The sequence below is a fragment of the Protofrankia sp. CiP1_Cm_nod1 genome (assembly GCF_920888515.1).
Taxonomy (GTDB): domain Bacteria; phylum Actinomycetota; class Actinomycetes; order Frankiales; family Frankiaceae; genus Protofrankia.
This window is the reverse complement of sequence record NZ_CAKKTM010000468.1, coordinates 5,215-7,684: the sequence shown is the minus strand read 5'-3', so window position 1 is coordinate 7,684 and position 2,470 is coordinate 5,215. Positions and strand designations below refer to the sequence as shown.

2 protein-coding genes and 1 riboswitch are annotated in these 2,470 nt (G+C 71.1%); of the genes, one reads left to right on the top strand and one right to left on the bottom strand.

The features are described from left to right. On the bottom strand, positions 1-1,275 hold the full coding sequence (gene thrC / locus NBX02_RS22250; RefSeq protein ID WP_250292974.1) for a threonine synthase: 1,275 nt from the start codon (positions 1,273-1,275) through the stop codon (positions 1-3). A gap of 9 nt (positions 1,276-1,284) precedes the next feature. Further along, positions 1,285-1,402: riboswitch (SAM riboswitch) on the bottom strand. Between the two features lie 32 nt (positions 1,403-1,434). On the opposite strand from thrC, the gene NBX02_RS22245 reads away from it, so the two are divergent. Then, on the top strand, positions 1,435-2,406 hold the full coding sequence (locus NBX02_RS22245) for a glucosyl-3-phosphoglycerate synthase (protein ID WP_250292972.1): 972 nt from the start codon (positions 1,435-1,437) through the stop codon (positions 2,404-2,406). The last annotated feature ends 64 nt before the right edge of the window (positions 2,407-2,470 follow it).

Genomic DNA, 2,470 nt, shown 5'->3' with positions numbered 1-2,470 from the left:
TCAGTCGCCGAGGCCGGCGGCTTCGAAGGCGGCCAGGGACGGGCGGATGGTCGCGGTCGGCCGGCCTGTCGGGATCAGCGGGTCGAGGGTCTTCAGACCGTCGCCGGTGTTGAAGATGACGGTCTCCGCGTCGGGGTCGAGCAGGCCCTCGCGCAGCAGCCGCCGCAGGCAGGCGACGGTGACGCCGCCGGCGGTCTCGCCGAAGATACCCTCCGTCCGGGCCAGCAGGCGGATTCCCTCGACGATCTCGGGGTCGGTGACGTCGGTGATCGCGCCGCCGGTGCGACGGGCCACGTCGAGGGCGTACGGGCCGTCCGCCGGGCTGCCGATCGACAGCGACTTGGCGATGGTGGACGGCTTCACCGGTGCGACCGTGTCCGCCCCGCGGGCGAAGGCCGCCGCGACCGGGTTGCAGCCCTGCGCCTGCGCGCCGAAGACCCGGTGCGGGGTCGGCTCCACCAGGCCGAGCCGGCCGAGCTCACCGAACGCCTTGTCGATCTTCGTCAGCAGCGACCCGGACGCGATCGGCACCACGACCTGCTCCGGCAGCCGCCAGCCGAGCTGTTCGGCGACCTCGTAGCCGAGCGTCTTGGAGCCCTCGGCGTAGAACGGCCGCACGTTGACGTTGACGAACGCCCATTCGTACTCGCCGGAGAGCTCGCTGCACAGACGGTTGACGTCGTCGTAGTTGCCCTCGATCGCGACCAGCGTGCCGCCGTAGACGGCGGTCGACACGGTCTTGCCGTCCTCCAGATCATGCGGGATCAGCACAACCGAACGTAGCCCGGCGGACGCGGCGTGCGCTGCCACCGACTGGGCCAGGTTGCCGGTGGACGCGCAGGCGACCGTGGTGTACCCGTGCTCGCGCGCGGCCGACAGCGCCACCGACACGACCCTGTCCTTGAACGAGTGGGTGGGGTTCGCGGTGTCGTCCTTGACCCACAGTGTCCGCATCCCGAGCTCGGCGGCGAGGCGGGGGGCCGGGCGCAGCGGCGTCCAGCCCGCGCCGAGCGACACCCGGCGCGCGGGGTCGTGGCCGGCGGGCAGCAGCCCGACATAGCGCCACAGGCTGGCGGGACCGGCCTCGATGGACTCCCGGGTGACCCGGCGTAGCACGGAGTCGTCGTAGGCAATCTCCAGCGGGGCGAAGCACTCGATACAGACATGCGTCGGGGAGAGCGGATAGGTGGCGCCGCAGTGGCGACATGACAGGGCAACCGCGGGATTGACGACGTCCGGGCTGATCGTTGCGAGGCGCTCGGGAGCGACTGTCATCTGTGAAACTCCTCATCTTTCCCGAGAGCCGGATGCGTCTCAGGACGGAATTAGCACCTGCCACGCACTGATGCGGGTGGTTGCCGGGGCTTCACTGGGCCGGTCCCTCTGCCCCTCTGGATGAGCCGTATGCGGTTGTCAGTCCGTACTGTAGTCCGTGTGCGGTCTGACGTATACCGTTGGTTCGAGCATAGGACGTACTACGGGCGGGACTTCTCACCAGGGGAACTACTGGCCCGTAAGGCAGGGCCGATCAGCGTGGTGCTGCCCGCGTTGAACGAGGCGGCCACCGTCGGCGCGATCGTCTCGGCGGTCCGCCGCGATCTTATGGCCGCGGTGCCTCTCGTCGACGAGATCGTCGTCATCGATCCGGGGTCGGTGGACGCGACCGCCTCCGAGGCGGCCGCCGCAGGCGCGGCGGTGTTCGCCGAGGAGCGCATCCTCACCGGCTACGGACGGGTCGCCGGCAAGGGCGAGGCCCTGTGGAAGTCCCTGTACGCCACGTCCGGGGACATCGTGGTCTTCGTCGACGCCGATCTGGAGGACTTCGACGCGAGCCTGGTCACCGGGCTGCTCGGGCCGCTGCTGACCGAGTGCGCGGTCTCCTACGTCAAGGCGTCCTACGACCGGCCGCTGGCCGGGGGGCTGCTGCCCGGCGGTGGCGGCCGGGTCACCGAACTCGTCGCGCGTCCCCTGCTCAACCTGCACTGGCCGCAGCTCGCCGGGCTGGTGCAGCCGCTGGCCGGTGAGTTCGCCGGCCGGCGGGCCCTGCTCGAACAGCTGCCGTTCGTCTCCGGCTACGGCATCGAGTTCGCCCAGGTCGTGGACGTGCTCTCGCTGCTGGGAGTGGACGCCCTCGCCCAGGTCGAGGTCGGCCGCAAGGTCCACCGCCACCAGTCCGACGAGGCCCTTGGACGGATGGCCGCGGAGATCATCCACGCGGCGTGGAGCAGGCTGGGTGTCCACGCCGGCTCCCTCGGCGGGACGCTGACCCAGTTCGGGCGCGGTGACAGCGGGCTGGAGCCGCGCACCCATCAGGTGGTGGTGCGGGAGCGGCCACCTATGATCACTATTCCGGAGTACGCCGCCCGCTACGCCCGGCTGTACCACGGCCCGGTGGAAAGCGGCTGACTGACCGGGCCCCGCCGCGCCGGGCGGGCCGCCACGGGCAGGGCCCGGATCACCCCGGACAGGC

What these genes read in the sequence shown, in the direction of transcription:
- thrC (WP_250292974.1), bottom strand. Translation starts at nt 1,275, where the DNA reads ATGACAGTCGCTCCCGAGCGCCTCGCAACGATCAGCCCGGACGTCGTC.